The organism is Streptomyces sp. KLMMK, assembly GCF_036961605.1.
Classification (GTDB): Bacteria; Actinomycetota; Actinomycetes; order Streptomycetales; family Streptomycetaceae; genus Streptomyces; species Streptomyces telluris.
Window position 1 is genome coordinate 13,212 of the sequence record NZ_JBAMDC010000011.1, and the last position, 26,217, is coordinate 39,428.

The 26,217-nt window shown below is 68.6% G+C and carries 13 protein-coding genes; 8 read left to right on the forward strand and 5 right to left on the reverse strand.

What is annotated here, in order from left to right:
• Window positions 1-21 precede the first annotated feature (21 nt).
• The 3 genes from V7793_RS03690 to V7793_RS03700 all read right to left on the reverse strand — a co-directional run bounded on the left by V7793_RS03690 (window position 22) and on the right by V7793_RS03700 (window position 3,366).
• Window positions 22-504, reverse strand: coding sequence for a hypothetical protein (locus V7793_RS03690; RefSeq protein ID WP_335581429.1), 483 nt, complete (start codon window positions 502-504; stop codon window positions 22-24).
• Window positions 505-714: 210 nt separating this feature from the next.
• Window positions 715-1,845 (reverse strand): acyltransferase family protein, encoded by a 1,131-nt coding sequence (locus V7793_RS03695; protein WP_335581430.1) that lies wholly within the window; start codon window positions 1,843-1,845, stop codon window positions 715-717.
• 114 nt (window positions 1,846-1,959) lie between these two features.
• Complete coding sequence (locus V7793_RS03700; protein WP_335581431.1) at window positions 1,960-3,366, reverse strand: FG-GAP-like repeat-containing protein; 1,407 nt, start codon at window positions 3,364-3,366, stop codon at window positions 1,960-1,962.
• 150 nt (window positions 3,367-3,516) lie between these two features.
• Between V7793_RS03700 and V7793_RS03705 the strand changes: the two genes are divergently transcribed.
• The 7 genes from V7793_RS03705 to V7793_RS03735 all read left to right on the forward strand — a co-directional run bounded on the left by V7793_RS03705 (window position 3,517) and on the right by V7793_RS03735 (window position 14,285).
• Entirely contained in the window at window positions 3,517-3,711 is a 195-nt protein-coding gene (locus V7793_RS03705) for a hypothetical protein (RefSeq protein ID WP_335581432.1), read from the forward strand.
• Between the two features lie 1,534 nt (window positions 3,712-5,245).
• Window positions 5,246-6,445, forward strand: coding sequence for an ROK family transcriptional regulator (locus V7793_RS03710; RefSeq protein WP_335581458.1), 1,200 nt, complete (start codon window positions 5,246-5,248; stop codon window positions 6,443-6,445).
• Window positions 6,446-6,690: 245 nt separating this feature from the next.
• Entirely contained in the window at window positions 6,691-7,797 is a 1,107-nt protein-coding gene (locus V7793_RS03715) for a substrate-binding domain-containing protein (RefSeq protein ID WP_335581433.1), read from the forward strand.
• 11 nt (window positions 7,798-7,808) lie between these two features.
• A complete protein-coding gene (locus V7793_RS03720) occupies window positions 7,809-8,723 on the forward strand; it encodes an ATP-binding cassette domain-containing protein (RefSeq protein WP_335581434.1) in 915 nt (304 codons plus the stop codon).
• Window positions 8,720-10,045, forward strand: a complete 1,326-nt coding sequence (locus V7793_RS03725; protein WP_335581435.1) for a sugar ABC transporter permease — start codon at window positions 8,720-8,722, stop codon at window positions 10,043-10,045. Before V7793_RS03720 ends, V7793_RS03725 begins: the two co-directional genes overlap by 4 nt.
• A gap of 407 nt (window positions 10,046-10,452) precedes the next feature.
• Window positions 10,453-12,438, forward strand: coding sequence for a 1-deoxy-D-xylulose-5-phosphate synthase (dxs, locus tag V7793_RS03730; RefSeq protein WP_335581436.1), 1,986 nt, complete (start codon window positions 10,453-10,455; stop codon window positions 12,436-12,438).
• A 338-nt stretch (window positions 12,439-12,776) separates the two neighbouring features.
• Entirely contained in the window at window positions 12,777-14,285 is a 1,509-nt protein-coding gene (locus V7793_RS03735) for an amino acid permease (protein ID WP_335581437.1), read from the forward strand.
• Window positions 14,286-14,299: 14 nt separating this feature from the next.
• On the opposite strand, the gene V7793_RS03740 is transcribed toward V7793_RS03735, so the two are convergent.
• Window positions 14,300-14,686, reverse strand: a complete 387-nt coding sequence (locus V7793_RS03740; RefSeq protein WP_335581438.1) for an NTP pyrophosphohydrolase — start codon at window positions 14,684-14,686, stop codon at window positions 14,300-14,302.
• Between the two features lie 168 nt (window positions 14,687-14,854).
• Here V7793_RS03740 and V7793_RS03745 point away from each other — a divergent pair, with 168 nt between their 5' ends.
• Window positions 14,855-15,943, forward strand: coding sequence for a hypothetical protein (locus V7793_RS03745; protein WP_335581439.1), 1,089 nt, complete (start codon window positions 14,855-14,857; stop codon window positions 15,941-15,943).
• A 569-nt stretch (window positions 15,944-16,512) separates the two neighbouring features.
• On the opposite strand, the gene V7793_RS03750 is transcribed toward V7793_RS03745, so the two are convergent.
• Window positions 16,513-25,878, reverse strand: a complete 9,366-nt coding sequence (locus V7793_RS03750; RefSeq protein WP_335581440.1) for a DNRLRE domain-containing protein — start codon at window positions 25,876-25,878, stop codon at window positions 16,513-16,515.
• Between the last annotated feature and the right edge of the window lie 339 nt (window positions 25,879-26,217).

Consider the following 26,217-nt stretch of genomic DNA (forward strand, 5'->3'; position numbering starts at 1 on the left):
TGCTGTCCGGCGCTCGGACGACTACGAGCGGTGCCCGTAGTCGTGGTCGCCGTGGTGGTGGTCGTTGTCGTGACGGTCGCCGTGGTCGTGGCGGTGATCGTCACGACGGTGGTCGTCGTCGCGACGGTGATCGTCCCGGCGGTGGTCGCCGTCGTGACGGTGGTCGCCGTCCTCACGGTGGCCGTCCCAGCGGTGGTCGTCGTTCCAACCGTGGTCGTCGTCCCGGCGGTGATCGTCCCCGCGGTGGTGGTCGTCGTCGTGGCGGTGGATCTCGTACGGGTGCACCCACCAGCCGTTGTGACACACGCGGCCCTCGGCGTCACGGTCCCCCTCGTCGTAGACGCCGCTGCCTCTGCTCTCCCCGCTGGGCCCGGGACGCCCGTGGGAGTAGACGTACCGGCAGTCGAGAGGTGCCGCAGACGCCGCCTGCGCCACGGGGATGACGGGCAGCGCAGCACCGGTCGCACAGAGGACCACCAGCGCCGCACGCGCAATATTTCGCATCGGATCGCCCTTCACTCATCGATGGGCCGTGCTGTCACACGACCCTGGGTGAACCACGATGGCGAAGGAAAGGCGATCATCTGTGACGTATCCACACCAAACCACATGAATGCGTATTGTGGTGTGTTAGGCATCAAATGGGAATTCCAGTGAAACTGGGCGACGGCCGGGGCCGCCGCCCACCGCGTGCTTCGCGCCGTGGACCGCCGGTCAGCCGGTGGCCGGGGCGGGCTTCCGACGCCGGGCGGAGAGGAGTTTCACGCCGGGTTTTTCCACGTACTCGTGGAGGAGGACCGCGCCGAGGAAGGACACAGTGAGGACCAGTCCGAGGTGCAGGCTGAGCGGTATGAGGAGGTGGTGGGACTTGAGGAAGTGATCGACGCTGAAAATGACGATCTCGTGCACCAGATAGAAGGCGAAGGAGACCTCACCCAGGTACACCGCGATGCGATTCCGGAAGGGCGAGGGCTCTTGCCGGACGTCGGCACGGGCCGCGGCGGCGATGGTGAGCGTGTACGGGATGACCGTGTCTGCGGCCCAGTGGAAGTCGAAGGGCATGACGTGGGACAGCCCGAAGACGGCCAGCATGGAGAGAGCGAGGCTGGTGGTGAGCCCCGGACCACGCCAGTTGCCGCTCTTCACCAGCAGGGCGACCGCGATACCAATCGCGAATTCGAGCAGCCGGACGGGCGGGAAGATGTAAAGCATGAACTTGGGGTCCCAGCCCGTCGCGTGCGCGATGCGGGCGGCGGCCAGTGGCGCGAGGACCACGCACAGATTGCCGGCGATCACGGTCGCCCACAGTCCCCGGGTGGAGAGCCGTCGAATGATCTTAAATACGAGCGGGAAGCTCAGATAGAAGAGGAACTCGCAGCTCAAGGACCACGAGACTCCGTTGTATCCGAACCACCAGTCCTTCCGGTTGGGAATCCAGGACTGCGTGAGGCTGAGGTTCGTCAGCGCGATCCGGGGATCGAGGGACTTGCCCATCCAGACCATGGTGAGCACGGCGACGAAGAAGGTCACCAGGTGGCTCGGATAGATCCGCGCGAAGCGGCGCCGCCAGAATCCGGTGACGGTGTCGCGGGAGCGCGCCGACCAGGCGAGGACGAATCCGGAGAGGATGAAGAAGAACGACACCGCCGAGGGGCCGGCGTAGACGACCTCCTTCAACCGGAAGACGTGCAGTGAAGTGCCGGTCGACGCCTCCTCGTAGAAGAAGTGAAAGCAGGCGACGAGCAGTGCCGCGTACCACCGGAGGCCTGTGAGCGAGTCCAGACGCACCCTTGAGGCGGATGGTTCGCCGGACGGCTTGGTGGTGACGGGGGTTATCAGGCTCACTGTTGGTTATCCCATAGAAGAGCAGATGGGTGCTGCGACGCCTGTTACGCCGCAGAACCTTGCGAGAACGTGGCACGGCTCTAGAAAAAATCGATCCAGGGCTCACAGCTGCCGCTAAATGCGCACTTTGCTTCCGGGTTCGCCGATGCCGGTGGCGATATTGCCGATTCCGAGCCAGCCGCCGTGTCCGGTGCCGCCGTTGTTGATCCAGGCCTTGACGGCGCCGTTGTCCTGGAGGGTGAGGTAGTCGGCTTTGCCGTCGGCGTTGATGTCGGCGAAGCGGACCTTGTCTCCGGGTTCGCCGACGCCGGTGGCGAAGGTGCCGAATTCTTCCCAGCCGCCGTGTCCGGTGCCGCCGTTGTTGATCCAGGCTTTGACGACGCCGTCGTCCTGGAGGGCGAGGTAGTCGGCTTTGCCGTCGCCATTGATGTCGGCGAAGCGGACCCTGTCTCCGGGTTCGCCGATGGCGAGGGCGAAGGCGCCTTGCTCGTGCCAGCCGCCGTGTCCGGTGCCGCCGTTGTTGATCCAGGCTCTGACGACGCCGTCGTCCTGGAGGGTGAGGTAGTCGGCTTTGCCGTCGGCGTTGATGTCGGCGAAGCGGACCTTGTCTCCGGGTTCGCCGACGCCGGTGGCGAAGGTGCCGAATCCCTCCCAGCCGCCGCGCCCGTCACCGCCCTTGTTGATCCAGGCCTTGACGCTGCCGTTCTCGTGTACGACGAGGTAATCGGCCGCGCCGTCGCCGTTGATGTCGACGCGGTAGTCGCCCGGCGGCGACTTGCGTATCGGGGGGCCCGACTTGATGTCGACGCTCTGCCGGATCCAGCCGTCGGCAGCGGCGCGGGCGATCCCGTTGGAGAATGCCTCCGCCATCTTGACGTAGCCGCTGTCCTTGGGGTGAACGTCGTCGTCGAGGTCCTGGGTGGTCACCTCACCCATGTCGACGAACCCGACGTGCAGGCCCTTGGCGCGCCGCTCCGACACCAACCGGGGTATTGCGGCATTGAACTGCTCGATGCGCCCTTGGGTCTCGGCGGTCGCGGAGGGGACCAGCGAGGAGACCAGCACCGTCATGCCGGGAGCAGCCGACGTGATCTTGTCAATGAGGGCGCCCAGGCGACGGGGGGCAGTGTCCACCTGGTAGTTGTCGTTGAGATCGTTGGTGCCGATGTGCAGCAGCACCACGTTGGGCTGTGCAGCCGGCAGCCATCGGTCGATGTTGTTGGACAGTCCCTCGATCCTCCACCCCCAGTGGCCTTCGTGGTCGAGGTCAGGGAGCTTGCGGTTCCGCTTGGAACCCACGAAGTCCAGGTGATCCGTGTGCGACGCCAGCCGGTTCCACAGCTCACCCCGGTACCCGGATTCGTTCGAACTACCGGCGCCGTGCGTAATCGAGTCGCCCAGGGGCATCACGGCGAGCCGCGGCAGCTTCCAGTTCTTCGCGGCGGCTGCCGATGCGACCGAGCGGCCGGCGGAGGCCGATGGCTGCGGCGCATCGACGGCAGCGGCCTGAGTGACCGTCATGCCGACTGCAAGGGCGGCAGTCAGCGTAAGCGCGACCGGTCGCGTCGATGACGGTCTGAGGCGGGTGCTTTTCTTCAAATCAATAACTCTCTGTCATATCTGCTTCTGGGAGAGCCAGGAGTGCCGCTTCGTTGTGCGAGGTGACGTCTCGTGGCCACCGGCGTCGGGTACGCGTTGCTCTTCTGCCGAGGCCCGGAAGAGGCGGGCGCGTTGCCTGCGCTGCTCGCCGCTCTCTGGTGGCGGCAAGCCGGGGCATTCCGCCGCGTTGCGGTGTCGTGGGTCTTGCTTGAGGAAGAGGTCTTTTCACCCTGGGGGCTGCGGGTGTACGCGGCCGGGGAGGAATGAGATCTCCGAGCCGAAGACCTCACCCGGCTACGGCGAATGGGCGCCGAGTCCGAACGGAGCGGCGCTGGTGGCAGACTTGGCGAGCTCGGCTGACGTCAGATCAGGGTTGGCGTCTGGAGCAGCCTTGTCGCTCTGAGCCGGGTTGTCCGCGAAGCAACCGGCTGCGGTAGCCCGCAACTCCGGTGAGGTGAGTGCGATCGAGCAGCTGCGTGGCGAATTGCTTGTGGCCTTCGCGCCGGCGGCCACGTTGCTCGGCGGACCGCTCGGGACGCTGACGGCGACGGCGGAAACAGGTAATCCTGTCATCCACGCGACACGTGAGCGTATGGCAGGCATGCTGATCTTCCTCTGCGGGCGGACTGGGAAACGGGCGCGGTGGCGTCGAGCCAATCGGTGGCGCGGAGCTCGATGGCGGCAAGGATTCCGGAAGGCCGGCTCCCCGGCCGATTCCCGTTCTGCTGTACCGCCGGGCGGCGCAATCCGTGTTCTTGCCCTCGGCGTTCACGAAGGCGTAGAGACCGTCGTCACCTGGCGATGTGCGGGAGACTTTGGAGATCTCCAGGGGCCGGATACCCGGTCTGCCGGCAACGCTGCCGGTGACTTCGGTGCAGGGTCGTCCCGGCCAGGGCTCGGCTCATCGGTCAGGGCGGACAGGGCGATAGAGCCCCGGGAAACAGAGCGGTCCGCCAGCTGAATGTTCCCATCGCCCTTGTGAAGGACGTTTCCCCGGCGACGAACCCTGCGAGCAGGAGTTTGCGCGCACGTGACATCACCTAGGAATCCTTCCAAAGTTTTCTCTGCGGCCGTAGCTGCGAGTAGCGCCGAGGTGACAGGCGATAAAGGTGAACATACCATACAGTCTGAATCGGGTCGTAGGGCCTGCAGGCGGTGTGAACGTGACGCACCTGACTGCATGTCATGTACGTGACTATGTTCGCGTTCCGGCCGTGCTGCCGCATGGTCAGGGGCGCATCTGAGGGAGCGTCGTCCGCGACGGCGGAGTCCGGTCTCCGGAGCGACGGTGGGCCCTGTCAAGGCGTACGGGGGCTGCCTCACCCGATGACAAATGCTGGGCAGGGCGTCACTTCGTGGGCCCTGTGAGCATCGGCGAGGTTGCGTGCCGTCAGTTGGCGAGTGCCGGCCTGTCGGTTGGCTCTTCCTGATGGGAAAGGGGGCCTTTCCGTTCATGGCAGGGTTTCAGGCGCGTGTGGCCCCCACGTCTGAGCGGCCCCGGCAAGGCAGAGGGCCCGGATCGCCTGCAGGAAGATCGTTTGTGTGCGGCTGCCCGGAACCGCCCGTCGAGCATGACGTGATCTTGTGAATCGATTTCGTCGCTCGCCGCCGAAGATCTGCCTGCCCCGGGGCCGTGGCCATTCGTACGATGCGGCCTCGATGTGGTTCGAGGTCTTGACGGGGGATCCGCCTGGCGGCTCAGCTTAGAGTTCATGTGTTGTATGGACGCCGGGCTCCAGAGCTGTGGTCCGGCACGGGGACGGCCGGCGTGCCGTGTCCGGCTAGGCGGGAGTGGATGGGCGTGGAGACTCCGGGGTCGCAGTCGTCGCTGCACCGGGCCAACCTCGAGCGGGTCGTGCGTGCGGTGCGCAGGGCGGGGTCGCTCACGCAGGCGGAGATCGCCCGGGCTACGGGGCTGTCCGCCGCCACGGTCTCCAATATCGTTCGGGAGCTGAAGGACGGCGGGACCGTCGAGGTCACGCCCACCTCCTCCGGGGGGCGGCGGGCCCGGAGCGTGTCCTTGTCGGGGGATGCCGGGATCGTTGTGGGGGTTGATTTCGGGCATACCCATTTGCGGGTCGCCGTTGGGAACCTCGCCCAGCGCGTGCTTGCCGAGGACGCCGAGCCGCTGGATGTGGATGCCTCCGCCGCGCAGGGGCTGGAGCGGGCCGAGCAGCTGGTCCGGCGGCTGATCGCGGATACCGGGATCGACCCCGGGAAGATCATTGGTGTGGGGCTCGGTGTGCCCGGGCCCATTGATGTCGAGACCGGGACGCTCGGGTCGACCGCCATTCTGCCCGGATGGGCCGGGACCAATCCGCGGGACGAGCTCGCTGAGCGGCTCAGCGTGCCTGTGCATGTCGATAACGATGCGAACCTCGGGGCCCTGGGCGAGCTGGTGTGGGGGGCCGGGCGCGGGGCTTCCGATCTTGCGTACATCAAGGTCGCCAGTGGTGTCGGTGCCGGGCTCGTCATCAACGGGCAGATCTACCGGGGGCCCGGCGGCACAGCGGGTGAAATCGGGCATATCACTCTTGATGAGTCCGGACCCGTTTGCCGCTGCGGCAACCGTGGGTGTCTTGAGACCTTTACAGCTGCCCGCTACGTGCTGCCGCTCCTCCATTCGGCGCACGGCACCGATCTCACCGTCACCCGCATGGTCCAGCTCGCCCGTGAAGGCGACCCCGGCTGCCGACGGGTGATTTCGGACGTCGGGCGGCATATTGGTAGTGGTGTCGCCAACCTCTGCAACCTCCTCAACCCCCGCCGTGTCGTGCTCGGTGGCGACCTCGCCGACTCCGGTGAGCTCGTCCTCGCGCCCATCCGTGAATCCGTCTCGCGCTACGCGATCCCCAGTGCCGCACGGCAGTTGGAGGTCGTCCCCGGTGCGCTCGGCGGTCGCGCCGAGGTGCTCGGTGCGCTCGCCCTCGTGCTGAGCGAGATGGGTGATTCCACCCTGCTGGAGGGGCATGCTCCGGTGGGTGCTCCGCTGCCTGCCTGAGGCCCCGCCTGGGGCCTTGCCTGAGGTCCGCCCGAGTTCGGTTCCAGTCGTTCCAGCCGGTTCCCGGTGGCTTCATCCCGCTTTTGGGTCAAGCCGGTCAAGCTCCTCCTTGAGTTCACGTAGATAACGAATGGCACCGTTGCCATCTCGTTAAGGATTTACTTCTTGACGGCCCCTTTGCGGCCGAGTTGACTTCCAGCCACCTCGGCCGCAACGACGCGGCCTCGTCAGGGAGGTTTCTGCAAGTGAACACGCATCTGCGTCGTGCAGCCGTGGCCGTGGCGGCCATGTCGATGGCGGCCGGTCTCGCCGCCTGTGGCAGTGCCAAGGAGGCCGGCGGCGGGGAGACCAAGAAGGACAAGAAGGGCCCGCTCACCATCGGGCTCCTCCTTCCGGAGAACCAGACCGCGCGCTACGAGCGCTTCGACAAGCCGCTGATCGAGAAGAAGATCAAGGAATTGGCGGGCGCCGACACCGTCGTCCTTTACGAGAACGCCAAGCAGGACGCCTCCGTCCAGCAGCAGCAGGTCGACACGATGATCACGAAGAAGGTCGACGCGCTGATCGTCGATTCCGTGGACGCGAAGTCGATAGCTTCCTCGGTGAAGAAGGCGAACGACAAGGGCATTCCCGTCGTCGCGTACGACCGCCTGGCCGAGGGCCCGATCAAGGCGTACACCTCCGTCGACAACGAGCGCGTCGGCAAGATCCAGGGCGAGTCGCTGCTCAAGGAGCTCGGCGACAACGCGTCCAAGGGGAAGATCGTCATGATGAACGGGTCGGTCACCGACCCGAACGCCAAGATGTACAAGGACGGCGCCCACTCCGTGCTCGACGGCAAGGTCGAGGTCGGCAAGGAGTACGACACCAAGGAGTGGAAGCCGGAGAACGCCAACGAGAACATGAAGGGCGCAATCTCCTCGCTGGGCAAGGAGAACATCGTCGGCGTCTACTCCGCCAACGACGGCATGGCCGGCGGCATCATCACCGCCCTCAAGAGCGCCGGCTTCGACAAGCTCCCGCCCGTCACCGGCCAGGACGCCGAGCTCTCCGCCGTTCAGCGGATCCTCTCCGACGAGCAGTTCATGAGCGTGTACAAGCCGTACAAGCCCGAGGCCGATGCCGCTGCCGAGATGGCTGTTGCGCTCGCCAAGGGGAAGTCGCTCGACGGAATCGCCAAGAGCACCGTCGACAGCGGCACCCAGAAGAAGATTCCTTCCATCATCGTCACCCCCTTTGCGCTCACCAAGGCCGACATCGGGAAGTACGTCGGTCAGGAAGGCTTCTTCAACCGCGACGAGATCTGCACTGAGAAGTACAAGGCTCAGTGCGACTCCGCCGGGATCAAGTAGGGATTCCGCAGATGTCCGCCACCACTGCCACAACGGCCGCAACGGCCCGATCCGGCGCCACCCCCGTCCTCGCCCTGCGCGGGATCTCCAAGCGCTTCGGTGCCGTCCAGGCGCTCACCGACGTCGACCTGGAGATCCACGCCGGCGAGGTGGTCGCCCTCGTCGGTGACAACGGCGCCGGCAAGTCCACCCTCGTCAAGACGATCGCCGGCGTCGGCCCCGCCGACGACGGGGTCGTCGAGTGGGAGGGGCGTCCGGTCACCGTGGACCGGCCGCACGCCGCCCAGGAGCTCGGCATCGCGACCGTCTACCAGGACCTCGCGCTCTGCGACAACCTCGACGTCGTCGGCAACCTCTTCCTCGGCCGCGAAATCACCCGCGCCGGGGTGCTCGACGAGGTCGAGATGGAGCGCCGCGCCCGTGAGCTGCTCTCCACCCTGTCCATCCGGATCCCCAGCGTCCGGATCCCCATCGCCTCGCTCTCCGGCGGGCAGCGGCAGACCGTCGCCATTGCCCGCTCGCTGCTCGGCGAGCCCAAGATCGTCATCCTCGACGAGCCGACCGCGGCGCTCGGTGTCGAGCAGACCGCGCAGGTCCTGGACCTGGTCGAGCGGCTGCGCGAGCGCGGTCTCGGCGTCATCCTCATCAGCCACAACATGGCCGACGTGAAGGCCGTCGCCGATCGCGTCGCCGTCCTGCGCCTCGGCCGCAACAACGGCACGTTCGAGGTGGCGAGCACCACCCAGGAAGAGATCATTTCCGCCATCACCGGTGCGACGGACAACGCTGTCACCCGGCGCCGGGCCCGCGCCGCGGAGGCCGCGGCAGCGGTGGGGGCTGCGAAGCCGGCCGCCGAGCCGGCCGAGCCCGCCAAGCCGGCCGAGCCCGGCGAGCCCGCCAAGACCGACAAGGAGGCCGGCGCATGACCACCAAGCCGCCCACGACGGCCCCCGGCGGCCCGGCCGACGGTGCCGTCAGCGGTGCCATCAATGGTGCCGCCAACGGCCAGGCCCCCGCCCACGACGCCGTCCCCGCTGTCGACCCCCGTCTCCTCGTCCGCGAGGAAGGCTTCGCCGGCTACTGGGGCGAGTTCCTCCGCAAGCTCCGTAGCGGCGAGCTCGGCTCCCTCCCCGTGATCGTCGGCCTGATCGTCATCGCCCTGGTGTTCCAGCTGCGGGACCCGGCCTTCCTCGGCGCGGAGAACCTCAACAACCTCTTCGTCACCGCCGCCGGCACCGGCCTGATCGCCGTCGGCATCGTCTTCGTGCTGATCCTCGGCGAGATCGACCTCTCCGTGGGCTCGGTCAGCGGGCTCGCGGCCGCCGTTTTCGCCGTGCTCAATGTGAGCCACGGCATGCCGGAGTGGCTGGCGCTGGTCCTCGCGATCCTCTCGGGCACCCTCATCGGCGCCCTGCACGGCTTCTTCTTCGCCCGGATCGGCGTACCCGCCTTCGTCGTCACCCTGGCCGGCCTGCTCGGCTGGAACGGCCTCATGCTCCAGGTGCTCGGCTCCAACGGCACCATCAACCTCGACGACTCCGGCATCGTCGCCGGTCTCACCAACCACTACTTCACCGACATCTCCGCCGCGTACGGGCTCGCGACGCTTGCCGTGGCCGCGTTCTTCCTGGTGTCCTTCCGGGACAGCAGGCGCCGCGAGGCCGCGGGCGTGCCCAGCAGGCCGCTCAGCGAGATCGTGCTCCGCACGGTGGCGCTGGCCGTGCCCGCCTACGTGGTGGCCTGGCTCTTCAACCAGTACAAGGGCCTTCCGCTGGGTGTGGTGATCTTCCTCGGGGTCGTCGTGGCGCTCGACCTCGTGCTGCGCCGCACGGCGTACGGGCGGAAGGTCTTCGCCCTCGGCGGCAGCGTGGAGGCGGCCAGCCGCGCCGGCATCAACGTCGCCGCGGTGCGGATCTCCGTCTTCGCCCTCTCCGGGACGATGGCCGCCGTCGGCGGCATGTTCCTGGCGTCGCAGATCAACGCCGCGAACCAGTCCTCCGGGGCCGGCAGCCTGCTGATGAACGCGATCGCCGCGGCCGTCATCGGCGGCACCAGCCTCTTCGGCGGGCGCGGCAAGACCTGGTCCGCCCTGCTGGGCGTGCTGGTGATCCAGTCGATCGCGTCGGGCATGGCGCTGCTGGGCATCGCCTCGGCGGTCCAGTACATGATCACGGGCGCGGTGCTGCTGGCCGCCGTCGTGATCGACTCCGTCTCCCGGCGGACGCAGAAGACGGCCGGGCGGGCGTAGGCCCTGTGTAGGGCCTGCCGCAGGCTCCGGCTCCTGCTCCGGCGTACCGCCGCCGTCCGCCGCCCGCTCTGGGTGGCGGACAGCGGCACGTTTGCGTACGGGCCTGCCTGCCTTACGAGCCTTCCCGGCTGCGGGCGCGCTGTGGCCGGTCGCGCAGTTCCCCGCGCCCCTTTCGGGGCGGGTCTTCGGGGCGCGGCAGGGCGCGGCCATACAGTCGTACGTACGAGTCACGCCTTATGGGGCGTTTTGTCGTGTCGCCGGTCGTTCATGCGTCCGGTCGGGTGACTCAGGTCGCATCACCCGTTCATCGCCACTGCGGGCGGAACATTAGACTCGACGGATCTAGAGGTTTCTCAAGACTTCTACATGTTTCTACAAGCCGACAGCTCGACGAAGAGGAGGCACGGGTGGCCCTGCTGACCCGCATCAGGGAACCGCGCGACCTGGACCGGCTCAGCCCGGAGCAGCTCGACCGGCTCGCCGCGGAGATCCGCACCTTCCTCGTCGACGCCGTCTCCAAGACCGGCGGGCACCTCGGGCCCAACCTGGGCGTGGTCGAGCTGACCATCGCCATGCACCGGGTCTTCGACTCGCCCAAGGACAAGATCCTCTTCGACACCGGGCACCAGGCGTACGTCCACAAGCTGCTCACCGGCCGCCAGGACTTCTCGAAGCTGCGCGCCAAGGAGGGCCTCTCCGGCTACCCCTCGCGCGCCGAGTCCGCGCACGACGTCATCGAGAACAGCCACGCCTCGACCGTGCTCGGCTGGGCCGACGGCCTCGCCAAGGCCAACCAGGTCCTGGGCAAGGACGACCACGTCGTCGCGGTCATCGGTGACGGCGCGCTCACCGGCGGTATGGCCTGGGAGGCGCTGAACAACATCGCCGTCGCCAAGGACCGCCCGCTCGTGATCGTCGTCAACGACAACGAGCGCTCCTACGAGCCCACCATCGGCGGCCTCGCCAACCACCTGGCCACCCTGCGCACCACGGACGGCTACGAGCGCTTCCTGGCCCGCGGCAAGGACATCCTCGAGCGCACCCCGGTCGTCGGCAAGCCGCTGTACGAGACGCTGCACGGCGCGAAGAAGGGCCTGAAGGACTTCATCGCCCCGCAGGGCATGTTCGAGGACCTGGGCCTGAAGTACGTCGGCCCGATCGACGGCCACGACATCGAGGCCCTGGAGTCCGCCCTGCAGCGCGCCAAGCGCTTCGGCGGCCCCGTCCTCGTGCACTGCCTGACCCAGAAGGGCCGCGGCTACAAGCACGCCGAGCAGAACGAGGCGGACCGCTTCCACGGCATCGGCGCGATCCACCCCGACACCGGCCTGCCCGTCGCCTCCGGCGGCGCCAGCTGGACCTCCGTCTTCGCCGACGAGATGGTGAAGCTCGGCAAGGAGCGCGAGGACATCGTCGCCATCACGGCGGCCATGATGCAGCCGGTCGGCCTCGGCAAGTTCGCCAAGGCCTTCCCCGAGCGCGTCTACGACGTCGGCATCGCCGAGCAGCACGCGGCCACCTCCGCGGCCGGCCTGGCCACCGGCGGGCTGCACCCGGTCTTCGCCGTCTACGCCACGTTCCTGAACCGCGCCTTCGACCAGGTGCTGATGGACGTCGCCCTGCACAAGTGCGGCGTGACCTTCGTCCTGGACCGTGCCGGCGTCACCGGCGACGACGGCGCCTCGCACAACGGCATGTGGGACATGTCGATCCTGCAGGTCGTCCCCGGCCTGCGGATCGCCGCCCCGCGCGACGCCGACCAGGTCCGCGCCCAGCTGCGCGAGGCCGTCGAGGTCAAGGACGCCCCCACCGTCGTCCGCTACTCCAAGGGCACCGTCGGCCCGGCCGTCGAGGCCGTCGGCACCGTCGGCGGCATGGACGTGCTGCGCCGCCCCGCCGAGGGCGTCGTACGGCCGGACGTCCTCCTCGTCTCCGTCGGCGCGCTCGCCCCGATGTGCCTGGAGATCGCCGACCTCCTCGACAAGCAGGGCATCTCCACGACCGTGGTCGACCCGCGCTGGGTCAAGCCGGTCGACGAGGCGCTGCCGGGCCTGGCCGCCGAGCACCGCGTCGTCGTCACCGTCGAGGACAACGGCCGCGTCGGCGGCGTCGGTTCGGCGGTCGCGCAGGCGCTGCGCGACGCCGGCGTGGACCTGCCGCTGCGCGACTTCGGCATCCCGCCGCGCTTCCTCGACCACGCCTCCCGCAAGGAGGTCATGGCCGAGATCGGGCTGACCGCGCCGGACATCGCCCGTCAGGTCACCGGGCTGGTCGCCAAGCTCGACGGGCGGCTCGAGGACGTGCCCGGGGCGGCCGAGGCGGCCCCGGTTCCCGAGGCGGCCCCGGCTTCCCCGGCGGCCTCCGAGGCCGCGGTGGAGCCGGCGCGCGACTAGGCTGCGCCCTCGCGTTCGCCTCCGCGTCGGCGTCCGCCTTCGCGTTCGCCGCGCTGCGGTTCTTTGCCGTCGGCCGGCCGTTGGTCGGCTGCCGGTGGTACGTGGCTGGTCGCGCAGTTCCCCGCCCCCCTTACGGGGCGCGGTCACCGCTCCTCACGGACCGGTCGGACCCCCTATCCGGGTGGTCCGACCGGTCCGTCTGCATATGGACCGGTGCGTCCCATCGGGTGAATCCTGTTGAGGGTGGCCGGTCAGGCCCCTGCCCGGCCCGGATCATCGCGGACACTCGCTCAGTTCATGGTGAGCACGCGAGCAGGTGGACAGGTGGAGGTGGGCCGATGAGCACGAGCGAACAGCAACCTCTCGGGGAGCCCCGCGGCAAGAGCAAGCGCGGAGTCTTCCGGACCAAATCGGTGGAGCAGTCCATCCGGGACACCGAGGAGCCCGAGCACGTCCTCAAGAAGTCCCTGACGGCCTTCGACCTGACCGTCTTCGGTGTCGGCGTCGTCATCGGCACCGGCATCTTCGTCCTCACGGGCAAGGTCGCCAAGGAGAACGCCGGCCCGTCGGTGGCGCTGGCGTTCGTTCTCGGCGGCATCGTCTGCGGGCTCGCGGCGCTGTGCTACGCGGAGTTCGCCTCCACCGTGCCGGTCGCCGGTTCCGCGTACACCTTCTCCTACGCCTCCCTCGGCGAACTGCCCGCCTGGATCATCGGCTGGGACCTGATCCTGGAGCTGGCACTGGGCTGCGCAGTCGTCGCCGTCGGCTGGTCCGGCTACATCCGCTCCCTGATGGACAACGCGGGCTGGCACCTGCCCGCGGGCCTGGAGGGCACGCACAACGGCAGCTTCGGCTTCGACATCCTCGCCTGCATCCTCGTCCTGGTGCTGACGGCGATCCTCGTCCTCGGCATGAAGCTGTCCTCGCGCGTGACGGCCGTCGTGGTCGCGATCAAGGTCACCGTCGTCCTGATCGTGATCATCGTCGGGGCCTTCTTCATCACCGGCTCCAACTACGACCCGTTCATCCCCGAATCCCAGGGCACCACGGCAGGCAGCGACATCCAGGCCCCGCTCATCCAGCTCATGTTCGGCTTCTCCCCGTCGAACTTCGGCGTCATGGGCATCTTCTCGGCCGCCGCCGTCGTGTTCTTCGCCTTCATCGGCTTCGACATCGTCGCCACCGCCGCCGAGGAGACCCGCAACCCCCAGCGCGACGTGCCGCGCGGCATCCTCGGCTCCCTCGCCATCTGCACGCTGCTCTACGTGGCCGTGTCCGTCGTCGTCACCGGCATGCAGAAGTACACCGAGCTGTCCACGGACGCGCCCCTGGCCGACGCCTTCAAGGCCACCGGGCACCCGTTCTGGGCCGGGCTCATCAGCTTCGGCGCGGCCGTCGGCCTCACGACCGTCTGCATGATCCTGCTGCTCGGGCAGAGCCGGGTGTTCTTCGCGATGAGCCGCGACGGGCTGCTGCCGAGGATCTTCTCCCGCGTGCACCCGCACTACGGCACGCCCTACCGGTCCACGATCCTGCTCGGCGTCGTCGTGGCCGTGCTCGCGGGCTTCACCTCGATCGACGTCCTCGCCGAGCTCGTCAACATCGGCACGCTCTTCGCGTTCGTCGTCGTGGCCCTCGGCGTCGTCATCCTCCGTCGCACGCGACCCGACCTGCCCCGGGCCTTCCGCACCCCGCTCGTACCCGTGGTGCCCGTCCTGTCGGTCCTGGCCTCGCTGTGGCTGATGCTCAACCTGACGGCCGAGACGTGGCTGCGGTTCGCCGTGTGGATGGTCGTGGGCGTCGTCGTCTACTTCGTGTACGGGCGGCAGCACAGCCGCGTCCCGTAACCGCGCCCGCCCCTCTACGGACGTACCGCGCTCGGGCCCGCCACCTCCGCGCCGCAGGAGGTCACGCGGGCCCGCAGCCCGCGGTCGGCGGTGACGACCACGCACCGGCGGCCGGCCTCCCGGGCCGCCACGAGCTCCGCGATCCGGTCGTCGCCGCTCCCCGCGGCCTCCTCGATCCGTACGCCCGGCACCGGGCCGACGCCGCGCGCCTTGCCCTCCACCACGAGGACGACCTCGGGCGCGTCCGCGAACAGCTCGCCGTCGCCCCGGGCCGCGCGGTCCGCGAGGTGGTCCCGGAGCCTTTCGGTGGCCGCGCGGCGGTCGCGCCACCAGCCGTCCGGCACCGAGCCGACGACGTTCGCGGAGTCCACGACGAGGAGGACGGGGAGGAGGGCGCTCATGCCCCAAGCCTCGCACGCCGCCTTCGCACGCCGCCCTCGCACGGCAGCCGCGGACGGATGCCCTGACCGGCCACGATGTTATTGTCGAGGGTCGACAAACGGGCTCCGAGCGCAGCGCGACCGAGGCCGAATGCGAGAGCCGCATGTGAGAAAGGCTGGCAGCGAGTCATGGCAGTGCGTACGGCCACCCCGGTCACCGGCTGGCTACTGAGGGGGAGCGACGGCCGTCTGACGGCCTACGCACCGGCCGAGGGCGGTGTCGTGCGCTGGACCGAGACCCGGCCCGGCGGCCCCGAGTGGACGGGCCCGGAGCTGCTGGCCGTCCCCGGCCTGGAGGCGTGCCTGTCCATAGCGCAGAGCCCGCAGGGCTACGTGTACCTCGTCGGCGTGCGGCAGCGCGAGACCGAGACGGGCGAGGTCGACACCGACATCGTGTACGCCACCCAGTTCCAGCCCGGCCGCCCGCCCACGAACTGGCGGTCGATCGGCTCTCCCCACGGCCCGGACCGGCAGCGCTCCGCCCAGCTCGGCGTGCCCACCGCCGCCGTCGACTCCACCGGCCTGCAGGTCTTCGTCCGCAACTCCGGCGGCGGCGTCTGCGGCCGCCGGCAGGACGCCCGCGGTATCTGGGGCCCCTGGACCGACATGAAGGGCAGTCACGTCCTCGACGGTCTGACCGCCGCCGCGACGCCCTCCGGCCGCATCGAACTGCTCGCCCCCGCGTCCGAGTTCGTCCTGCGCTGGCGCCAGGAGCAGCCGGGCGGCCCGGTGCGGCGCGTGCGCAACATCCCGGCCAAGCCGGGGGCTTGCTCGGCGACGGCCGGGGTCACCGGGGAGGACCGCATCACGCACTTCTGGCGTGACGCCGTCGACGGCGAACTGCACACGCTGGCGGCGGAGGTCGCTGCCGAGGCCGGCGGCGACGCCGACGCCGAGCCTGCCACCGCCTCGGTCGGCGGCACCGGCAGCGGCCCCGTCGCCGTCCTCCACACGGTCCTCGACGGCCACGAGTGCACGGTGCTCGCCCAGCGCGCTGCGTCCGGACTGCCGGCCGTGGCGGTCTGCCCCAGCGGGGACGAGACGCTCGCCGCGCAGTGGTCGGAAACGGGCGAGGAGTGCGCGGGCGCCCCGGCGCTCGCCGTTGATGGGAATGGTCGGGTGACTGTTGCGGTGCTCGGCCTGGACGGCCGACTGCGTGTGGCCCGGCAGCGGGCCGGAGCGCGGGGACTGACTCTGGGGAAGTGGCAGAGGGCGTAGCGACATCGGCCGTTTGGGTGCTCAATGTCAACTGCGATCCGCTACCAGTGGTCGTTGACTTGCCGTCGCCATGCAGACGTCCCGTCAGTCAGGGCCTGACGGGACGTCTGTGGTAATCCTGCTCAGATGCTACTCATTGGCGCATTCTGATACTCGTGCGCACGTGCCGGGCAGCACTTCGCTTGAGATTCCTTCCTTCCGTAGCAGGTCAGAGATGAGTTGCGTCTCTACGTATGTTCCCTCATATCCGCACCGCTTGAGGTCGTGCGCTGATTCCTGGGCGTCTCGAATGGAGAGGTTGAACGCGCTTCGAAACGCCTTCAGGAGACTCCCGGCGCGGTACTCCTTGGTGGTCAGTTTCAGGCAGTGAGGGCCGTGTTGCGTCAAGATTTCATTCCGCACTTCTGCGGGAGCTGGGCCCCATGCTCCATGGTGTGAAATCCCACACAGATCGCAAGCCCACTCAACCTCCCATCGAAGTCGGTCACCCCTGGTCAGTTGTACTACCCACCCTGTACAGGGGTGGCCGCAGCCCTGGCATGTGCCTGAGCGCCGTGCAGCTTGTTCACTCATCCCCAACCTCGAATGGATTTGTATCGCGCAATAGTTCCGTAGAAGCGCGGGGACAGACCTGACCCATCTCGCGGATGATGGGTGCCTGATGGAATCCCGCGGTTGAACCATCGGTGGTGAAGCTCTTCGTGGATCAGGCTATCGCGAAGCTCCGCCCGGCTAACAAAAGACTCTGCGCCGAGCTGCGTTCCAGCATTGGGTTTCGCTATCCCCGTGCTAACCCATGGACTGTAGACGGGCTGATGGGTGAAACGAAGATCAGGGAAGTCTTCGGAGATGACGGCCTCGATGGCTCGATTCCTGGACTTGGCTGTCTTCCCGGTGACATGACTCAAGTCTGACGACCACGTGTTGCCACCTGCCTTTCCTTCGGCGTTGTCGACGAACTTGGAACTCTTCTCCGCGACCTTCTCGGCACGGCCCATCTTGGCGCCGACTCGCGCCGCCTTCGCTCCGCGCACCGCCGCCGTAGAACCCGGCACGAAGATGCTGCCGACCGTGACCACGGTCCACAGGCACGCTTCCGCGTCGCCCTTCGTGGCGCAGGCGATCGCGTCGTTGACGCCCGTGACCTCGGCCGCGAACTCCAGTGCCGCCTTGAGGTACGGCGCCGCCGTCTGGGCGAACTCCGAGACCGCGGTGATTGCGGTGTCGACCGCCGAGACCATCTTGGCGCTCACGTCGGCGACGATCTTCGTGACCTCGGTGGCGACCTTGGCCACGTCCTGGATGACCTGCTTGGTCTCCTGGACGATCAGTGCCGGAGCGTGGGCCGCGGCTGCGACCACCATCTTCATTCCCGCGTAGACCGGGCGAAGTGCCTTGGCCAGGACGGGGATGGGGTTGTGGGTGGCGATGTACTTCTTCGCCGACCGTGCCGTGTCGCTGATGTAGCGCTTGCTCTCGCGGTAGATCTGGGCCGCGGATTTGTAGACCCGTGCGCCCTGGTTGCGTATGTACCGCGCTCCGGACGAGATCTTGTTGCCCAGCCACCGCGCGCCGGACGAGATCTTCCGGGAGATGTAGTGGACGGCCGAGGAGACCTTCCGCTCTACGTAGTGGTAAGCCCGCGAGACCTGTCGTTCCACGTAGTGGTAGGCCTGTGAGACCTTCTCTTCCACGTAGTGGTAGGCCTGCGAGGCCTTCTGCTGCAGGGAGCGCCCGGCGGACGCCACCTTCCGACCGAGCTTCTTCAGACCGCTCCGGAAGCTCCAGTGCCCCGTCGGGTCGACGTTGTCCACCGGGTCGCCGTCGCCGTACGTGTAGCGGTTGGCCCGGATGGACGCGGGGTTCGGGTCGAGGTTGTAGCTGTCGCGGGAGGTGAAGGCGCCGGCGCCGGAGTCGTACCAGCGGGCGGCCATGTTGACCTGCTGGGTGGACGGGTCGGTCCAGTCGCCCTGGTAGCCGATGGAGACCTGGTCGCCCTGGGCGGCCGTGGTCCGGCCGAAGGGGTCGAAGGCGGTCGAGGAGGTGAGCTTCTGCGGGTTGGTGTCCTTCACGTCCAGGGTGCCGACGATGTCGCCGTGACGGTCGTTCATCGCGAGGCGCGTGGAGCCGTCCTGGGTGACGGAGATCAGCTCGCCGGTCAGGCCCCGGCTGTAGACGCCGCGGCCGTCGGTGACGACCTCGTCGTCGAGGCCGGCGTAGGTGTGCTGGGTGCCGTCCCGGTCGACCAGGCGGCCGAGGGCGTCGTACTGGTAGGAGATCTCGCCCTGCTTGGCCAGCTGGCCGAAGGCGTCGAAGCGGCTCTCCTCGGTCAGGCCGGACGTGGTGGAGGACTTCCGGGTGCCGCGCGGGGTGTAGGCGTAGGTGGCCCCACCGTCCGTCAGCATCCGGTTGCGCGCGTCGTACGTCGCCTTCCGCTCGCCCGCCTGGACGCGGTTGCCGGCGTCGTCCCACGAGTAGCCCGTGGTCTTGCCGTCCTTGTCGGTCCAGGACGTCAGGCGGCCCGCGTCGTCGTAGGCGTACTTCTGCTCACCCGCGCCGGCCGTGCCCGTGGTCTTCTTCGAGACCACCCGGTCGTTGTCGTCGAAGGCGTACTCGAAGGAGGCCAGCGTCGCCCCGCCGGTGGACTTGGTGACGTCGGAGACCTGACGGCCCAGTGAGTCGTACCCGAAGTTGCGGTTCAGGCCGGGGGAGTCGATGCCCTCCAGTGCGCCCGACTTGTCGTAGCGGTAGGAGAACAGTTGCTGCGACCGCGCGTCCTTGACGGTCTTCAGCCGGCCCTTCTCGTAGCCGAACACTGCCGTGCCGGCAGCGTCGACCCGCGTGAGCAGACGGCCGTCCTCGTCATAGCCGAACGTGGCGTCGCCGGAGCCGCCCTTCGCGGAGGTCAGCAGGCCACGGTCGTTGTACTCGAAGGTGTTGGCCCCCTTCGGCGCGCTGGCGGAGGTCATCCGGCCGGCCGCGTCGTACTCGTAGACGCGGGAGGCGGTGGAGGCCTCGGCGCCGGAGCCGGTCTCCTGCAGCAGCAGACCGCTGGGGTCGAAGGTGCGCTGACGCTCCACCTTGCCGGGCTCGGTGAGCCGGACCGGGTTGCCCTCGGCGTCGTAGGAGGTGGTCCAGGTGCGGTCGGCCGGTGCCGGGTGGTCCTTGGTCTCGGGCTCGATCACCGATTCGGGCAGGCCGAGGGCGTTGAAGGTGTAGCGCGTGGTGTTGCCGCGGCCGTCGGTGAAGCGGGTGCGGTTGCCGTTGACGTCGTAGCCGAAGCTGGTCGTGATCGTCTTGTCCGTGCTCACCGGCTCGACCTGCTTCACCAGCTGGCTCTGCGGGTCGAAGGTGAACCTGGTGGACTTGCCCCGGGCGTCGGTCGACGTGGTGGGGTTGCCCGCCTGGTCGTAGCGGAAGCTGCGGTTGCGCAGCGGGCGGTCGTCCTTGTCCAGCCAGAGCTGACCGGTCATCCGGCCGGCCTGGTCGTAGTCCTGCCGGACGGTGCGGCCCAGGGCGTCGCTGTTGCGGATGACGCGGCCGGCCATGTCGAAGCCGGTCTGCGTCTTCACGCCGGCGGCGTCCTCGGTGCCGGTGAGCTGGCCGAGCGCATCGTAGGTGAAGCGCGCGGTGTCACCGCCGGGCGTGGTCTGTGCCACCAGGCGGTCGGCGTCGTCGTAGGTGAAGGTGCTGGTGAAGTAGCGGGTCTGGTCCGACTTGCGCTCCACCGTCGTCGCCGTGCGCTGACGGCCGAGGTCGTCGTAGGTGGTCTCGGTGCGGGCCCCGGTCGGGTCCGTCACCGACAGCGTCTCGCCCGTGCGGGAGTAGGTGTACGACCACACGGCACCGGCACCTGCCGGAACGTTTTTGCCGGGCTCGGTCACCAGGCCCAGCAGCTTCGAGGAACGGGGCTCCTCACGCTGGACCATCCGGCCGAGCTGGTCGTAGCGGTAGCGCTTGACGTTGCCGAGCGCGTCGGTGGTCGCCGTGATCCGGCCCGCCGCGTCGTACTCGTTGCGGCTCACCGGGGTGATCGGCTCGGAGGCCCCGGGCGGGGTGTAGGACGGCGAGGTGCTGACCGTGGGGCGGCCGGTCTTGTCGAAGGCGACCGAGGAGACCCGGCCCTGCGGGTCCTTGCTCTGGGTCGCCTCGTCGAAGGCGTTGTAGCCGGTGGTCGTGGTCGGTCGGACCTGGACCGCCTTGGCGTCGCCGTCGCCGTTCTCCACGTCGGCGGCCGGTTCGGTGACGGTCACCTGACGGCCGAGCTCGTCGTAGGTGTAGGTGGTGGTGTACGCCTCCGCGTTCGCGCCTTCGGCGTTGCCGCGCGGTTCGGTCTCCGCGAGCAGCAGACCGCGCTGGTCGCGCTTGAAGGTGGTGGTCAGCCGTTCCTTGCCGTTGAGCGTGGTCTCGCTGAGCTCCCGGCCGGCGGCGTCGTAGGTGTAGTCGACGACCTCGGAGCTGCTGCTGGAGAACTGGACGTTGGAGCTCTTGCCGGTGTGCACGACGCGCGTCACGTTGTCCGCGTCGTCGTACGTGTAGCTGACCTTGCGGTCGAGCCGGCCCGGGTCCGTGGTGATCGTCTGGGCCCGGCCCGAGACGTCGTAGGCGTAGGCGGTGACGGTGGTGCCGTTGCCGGTGGTCTTGCGCGTCAGGTTGCCGAGGGCGTCGTAGACGTTCCGCTCGAGCTCGATGTCGCGGGTGGACCCGTCCGGCTGGCGCACGCCGAGGGCGCGCACGGACTTGCTGAGGCCGTCGTCGTAGTAGCTGAACGCGCGCGTGCGGCCCATGGCGTCGGCGTGCCGGGTCAGGCGGCCGGCCATGTCGTAGGCGTAGGAGTCGATCACCAGGACCTTCTCGTCGCCGTCCTTGGGTGCTTCCTCCGGGTCGCCGCGCCAGTCGCGCACCCGCACCTCGGCCACCTTGTTGCGCGGGGTGTAGGTGTACTCGGTCCGGGTGCCGCTCGGGTCGACCTGCCAGGCACGGTTGCCCAGCGCGTCGTAGCCGTAGCTGGTCTCGGAACCCTCGGCGTCCGTCACCCGTACCGGGCGTCCGGAGTCGTCGTACTCGGTGCGGGTCTCGCGGGTGGGCTCGCCGCCCGTGGTGTCGGCGACCTCGGAGCGCAGCACCAGGCCGTCCTGGTCGAACTCCATGGTCGTGCGCGCGGTGTGCGTGACGCCGGTGACCTGGTTCTTGACGCCGGGCTTGGTCACGGTGACCGTCCGGCCCAGGCCGTCGTAGGTGTAGCCGACGGTCACGCCCTTGGGCTGCGAGTCGCTGATGTCGGTCTCGGTGAGCTTGCGGCCCAGCCGGTCGTAGGTGTAGCGGGTGATCAGGCCCGCAGGGTCGGTGGTCTCGGCGAGATCGCCGTTGGCGAAGTACGTGTACTTGGTCGTCTTGCCCTTGGCGTCGGTCATGGACGCCAGCAGGCCGGCCGGAGCGGTGCCCTCGTTGTTGAAGGCGGGGTCCGATCCGGTGGTGAAGACACGGGTGGCCTTGCGGCCGTCCGGTGCGGTCTGCTCGGTCAGCTCGCCGCGGGCGTCGTAGGCGTACGTCGTCCGGTAGGTGTTGTCCGTTGCGTTCGCCGAGCGGGCGTCGCGGGACTCGGTGAGCTTGCCGTTGCGCGGGTCGACCGGGTTCTTCTCGTCGTAGTAGTAGCTGTAGTACGTGGTCTGGCAGTCATTCCGGTCACGGCAGGTCGTGCGGGTCGCCACGTTGCCCTGGTCGTCATAGGTCATGTCGATCGCATGACCGTTCTCGTCCAGGACCCGGTTCTGGAAGCCCTTGTCGTCGTAGCCGAAGCTGCGGACGCCCATGGCGTTGATCGCGCCACCGACGAACTCCGGATCGGGGTAGTCCGTCGGGGGGTTGCCGTCGCCGACGACGCCGCCCTCGAACAGGCCGCCCTCGGTGCCGGGGGACGGGGAGGTCGTGGGCTTGGGCTTCTGGGGGTCCACCGGCTTGTCGCGCAGCGGCGAGACGTAGCGGATGGCGCGCCCGGCCAGCGGGTCGTAGTCGTAGAAGTGCCGGCGGTTCTTGGGGTCGGTCACCTGGACGGTGCGGATGAGCTCCTTGCCGTACAGGCCCGTGACGGGGACGCCCAGCTGCCACTGGCCGCCGTTGTTGTCGGTCAGCTTGCCGACCCGGTCCACGGAGGTGTCGTACGAGACCTCCACGGCCGTGCGGCCGCCGGGCGTCGTCACCTTGGTGAGCTGGTCGGCCTGCTCGCGGGCCGCGTAGAGGGACTGTGCGGCGGCGGTGCCGATCGGCTTGTGGTAGACGGCGACCTCGTCGATGTCGCCCTTGAAGTAGACCGCGCTCTTGGCGGGCGGGGAGGGCCAGTCGTAGGCGTAGCCGGAGCCGATCTCGGCGAACCGCTGGTTGCCGTGGTTGACCGGTGCGTCCAGGGTGCCGTGGCGCTTGCCGTCCAGGAACAGGGTCTGCCGGGCGCCGTCCGAGGACAGCACCACCTGGTGCCACTGGCCGTCGTTGACGGCGGTTCCCGTGGTGATGGGGGAGATGCGGCCCATGCGGAACTGTCCGCGCAGCTTGCCGTCCGCGCCGATGTACAGCACGGGCGCGCTGGTGCCGTCGTTGCTGTCGTTGTGCTTGTCGGAGCGGTAGTTCAGCAGCACGCCGCTGCCGGAGGTGCGGAACCACATGCTGACCGCGAGGTTGCGCTGCAGGTTCAGCAGGTTCTCGGGCAGGTCGACGCGCGAGGAGGTGCCGTTGAAGGTGGCGGCGCCGTCCGAGGTGCCGCTCAGCGGACCGGCGGCGTCGTGGGTGACGTCGACGTACCGGGCCTGGTCCTTGCCCTGGTTGACGGTGACCTGGCTGACGGCGTCGTCGCCGCCGTCCTCACCGAAGCGCCAGTAGGCGTAGGGGCCGGAGTCCAGGGCGACGCTGCGGTAGTGCGAGCCCTTTCCGTACTCGTACCGGGTGCAGGTCTTCTCGGGGGAGCAGACCTTGGTCAGCTTGTCCCCGTCGTACTCGTACGTCCAGGTCAGCGGGCTGGTGCGCAGCGGGTCGGTGCCGACCGCGGTGATGTGCTCGCCCGTCCACTGGAAGAACAGACTCCGCTTGCTGGCGTCATTACGGAGCTGGACGAGCTTGCCGTCCGTGTAGGTGAAGGTCTGGGCCAGGCCGCTCGAGTCGGTGACCGTGCCCAGCAGACCGTCGGCGCGGAAGGCGTAGCGGACACCGTTCTTGTCGGTGAGCTGCCAGCCCCCGTCCTTGACGCTGATGAAGACGGCGTCACGGCCCATGGGGGCGGCGAAGGACCCGTCGGGGTTGCGGCCGAAACGGACCTGCTGGCCGTCCGGATAGGTCAGGACGACATTGCCGGTCCCGTCGTCGTCCGGCGTCACCTTCATGTCGAGGCGCGAGGCCCAGCCCGCACCGAAGATGTGGTTCGTGGACGGGTCGAGGCTGTTGTAAGTACGGGCCACGGTGAGGTCCGGGCCTATGGTGGCCACCGACGCGTCGACCGCCGAGCTGGCGAAGTTGCCGACCTGCGGGTCGAAGGGCTTGTCCGAGGAGCCGTAGGGCGAGCCCGCCAGGTGCGAGGTGATGACCGGCTGGGGCACCGCGGTCAGCAGGGTGGTGTAGGGCAGCTCGGGGCTGACGGCCGCGTTGTCCCTGCTCCAGGGGCGCCACAGATAGGTCTTGGACCAGCGCAGTTTGCCGGCCGGGACGACCCAGCTCCGATCGGGGGACCAGTCGGAGAAGAAGCAGTCCTTCGGCTTGCTGTCCTTGCCGTCCTTGCCGGGCTCGCAGACCTCGTAGCGGTACTGCAGCGTCTGGCCGGTCTTGTCCATGTCCCGGGCGTTGGCCCACAGCTCCGGCGTGAGCGTCTGGGACTGGTAGCCGTTGGCCGGGTGGAAGGTGTCGACGACCGGCGGGATGGCCAGCACGTTGAGGCCGATGCGGACCGGTGCGATGTTGTAGTCGGTGAAGAAGCCCAGACCCTTGCGGATCATCGAGAAGTCGATGAGGTACTCGCCCGGGTCGCCCTTCTGGATCGTCGCGTCGAGGGTGACGCTCGCGCCGCGGGGCACGTCCTTGGTGAGCTGTGCCGCGGACACTTCCTTGACGAGCTTGCCGCCCTTGTAGGCGCGGTAGCCCAGCTCGTAGGTCTTGGGGGTCCAGGTCTCGGCGCCCAGGTTGGTCACCTTGATCTTGACCTTGCCGTCCTGGCTCCGGCTGACGGGCGGCTCGGGGTTGGCGCGCTCCACGGAGTACTTGGCGTCGTACGGCGAGTGCGTGACGTAGAGGGACGGCGGGTTGGCGCTGTTGGTGCTGGAGAACTTCTTCCAGCTCGACGTGTCGGATTCCGAGCCGCGCAGGGTCAGGCCGTAGTTGGGCCGGGTGCCGTTGGCCCACTCCTCGACCAGGTCGCGTCCCTTGGAGCCCAGGTCCATCGCCTCCCACGCGGCGGGACAGGCCGAGCTGGACTGACCCTCGCCGATGAAGCCGTGGGCGAAGGAGGAGCCGGCGATCTTCGACCCGAAGGAGGGGCCGGGATAGGTGTGGCCCTTGCCGGCCGTCCACGCCTCGGTGACCGGGTGGACGCTCACCTCACGGGGCCGGCAGGAGGCCGACCAGTAGTTGAGGACGTTGAGCGAGGCGCCGAAGATCTTGTGGTTGCGCAGCTTGGAGGCCACGTTCGGGAAGGCGAGGTAGCTCGCCGCCCGGCTGGTGCCGCCGTCGCTGACGGCGCCCACCTTGAGCGTGTCCTCGGAGCCCGAGCTCCAGTTGTTCCCGCCGGACTTCTCGACGTACATGCTCGACGAGGCGCCGACGGGGTCCACCATGGGCGGGTCGACCCGGACGGGGAACGTGCGCTCCGGCGCGGAGAGCCAGTCGCCGTCGAGGTCCACGCGCAGCGCCTGGCCGCCGGCGTGGTCGACGAGGCGGTAGCCGACCTTGGTGGATATCGCGCCGTCGCCGGACTCCGGGTGGACCTTGGAGTCCTCCATGTAGCCGTGCGGAATGCGCACGCGCTCCCTGCCCTCGGCGTCCTTGAGGACGACGTCGCCGTTGTCCAGCGAGGGCGCGAGGCCCTTGGTGTGCAGCGGGAAGAGCCAGCTGCGCGGCGCGTCCTTGGAGCGCAGGACCATGACCTCCTTGAGACCGCCCGGCCTGGATATCAGCTCCAGGTCGGCGTCCTTGAGGACGTCGGGGTAGGTGATCGCGGACTTGTTCTTGTCGTCCGTCCGCCCGGCCGAGCGGTGCGCTCCGTCGAGGCCGAAGGAGACCTCGTGGTCGCCGTCCACGACGAGCCGGGCCAGGTCCTTGGCGTCGGCCTGCGTGGCGAGCCGGATGTCGAGGCTGTCGGCGGCGTTGCGCCAACCGCCCGCGCCGCCCTCACCCGCGGGGACGAGCGCGGAGTCGATGGGCTTCCAGCTGCCGTCCGAAGCGCGGTAGTTCAGCCGTTCCTTGGAGAACTGGGTCGTCTGCGAGCCGTCCCGGTTGCTGAAGGTGCGCTCGAACTCCGACCGCTTGCCGGTGATCTCGCTGCTGCTCTTCGGGTCGTAGCCCTTGACCTCCTTGCCGGGGGCGGCCACGACCTTGGCCTCGTTCCGGGCGGTGAGCCCGGGCGTCTTCGGGCGCTCCACGGCGTACTTGCCGTGCAAGGTCTGCGGCCCGCGGGCCTTGACCGGGCCGGACGAGCCGTCGAGGTGGTCGAGTCCTGCCGCGCTGCCCCAGCGTTGCCCGTCGGGGCGCTTGGTGTGGCCCTTGACGCCCGGCAGCGAGGGGCCGGACTCCGGCTTGGTCACCGCCTCCGAGGGCGCCGCGGCGGCGAACACCAGCATCGCCGCCGTCATCGCGACGGATCTGCGCGCGCCCGGCCTGGTGGCGAAGAAGCCGCGGTGCCTGAAGGCGCCGCGGCGGCGACGCGCACCGGAGGACCCGGAGCGCCGACTGCCAAGGAACACGGAGAACACACCCCACCCATCGAACCCGGAAGTGGCGAGCCCGAATATGGACATGCATCGCCATATGGGCATAGGTCGCCACAGACAGCCACAACCAATGGATGGCGGGCATTGAGACGATGTTTTAGCTGAATAAGGATCAGCTGTGCAAGATGATGGGCGAGTTGAGAAAGAAGACTTACGCTCCGAAGCCGAAGATGGGTCTTGTGTCCGACTTATGACGCCCAATGGTCATTCAGAGTAACTACCCTGAAAGGTAGGTACATGGGGTGTGATTACATGCATCCCGCCCCGCCACCCTTCGGCGGGGGCCTCGGCCCGCGGATGGGCCCTGTCGCC